At 70.3% G+C, this 501-nt stretch carries 1 protein-coding gene; it reads right to left on the reverse strand.

Annotation, left to right across the window (positions count from 1 at the left end; all coding sequences use genetic code 11):
- Positions 1-160: 160 nt before the first annotated feature.
- Positions 161-501: histone-like nucleoid-structuring protein Lsr2 (locus ACLQ24_RS30210; RefSeq protein ID WP_425895134.1), on the reverse strand; the 341-nt coding region annotated here is incomplete at its 5' end.

Below are 501 nucleotides of genomic sequence, written 5' to 3' on the forward strand. Positions count from 1 at the left end.
TTCTCCTGCCGTCGGCAGGGGTCGGTGAGTGAGGCGCGTGCACTGATGCACGCTTCGGATCGGGCATTGATCAAGTCCTCTGCCCGGAGTGCGGGACTCCGGCGACGCGCGCAGGTGTGCCGCCCGGCGATAGCTCGCCGGGCGGCATCGGGGATCGGGGTCAGTGCGCGGCGTGGTAGGCGTCGCGCACCGCGGCGGGGATGACGCCCCCGGTTCGTGGTCGGGGCAGGTTCAGCTCCTGCCAGTTCGTGGTCCACCACCAGGTGCGGATCTCCTGGGTGTGGGCGCGGCCGGTCGTGGTGCCGTGCTGCCGCCGTGGTGCCCGGGGCTGTTTCGGTAGGCGGCGTCCGGCGGTGATGAACGGGCCGAATGCCGCGGCCATCCGGTCGAAGTTGCTGGCGGACAGGTCGATCTCGTAGGTGACGCCGTTGAAGGCGAACTGGTAGGTGCCGACGTCGTCGGTGGAGCCGTCGAGGTCGTCGACGACGATCGCGGTGGTCT

It is taken from the genome of Micromonospora sp. DT4, from assembly GCF_049841675.1.
Lineage (GTDB): Bacteria > Actinomycetota > Actinomycetes > Mycobacteriales > Micromonosporaceae > Micromonospora.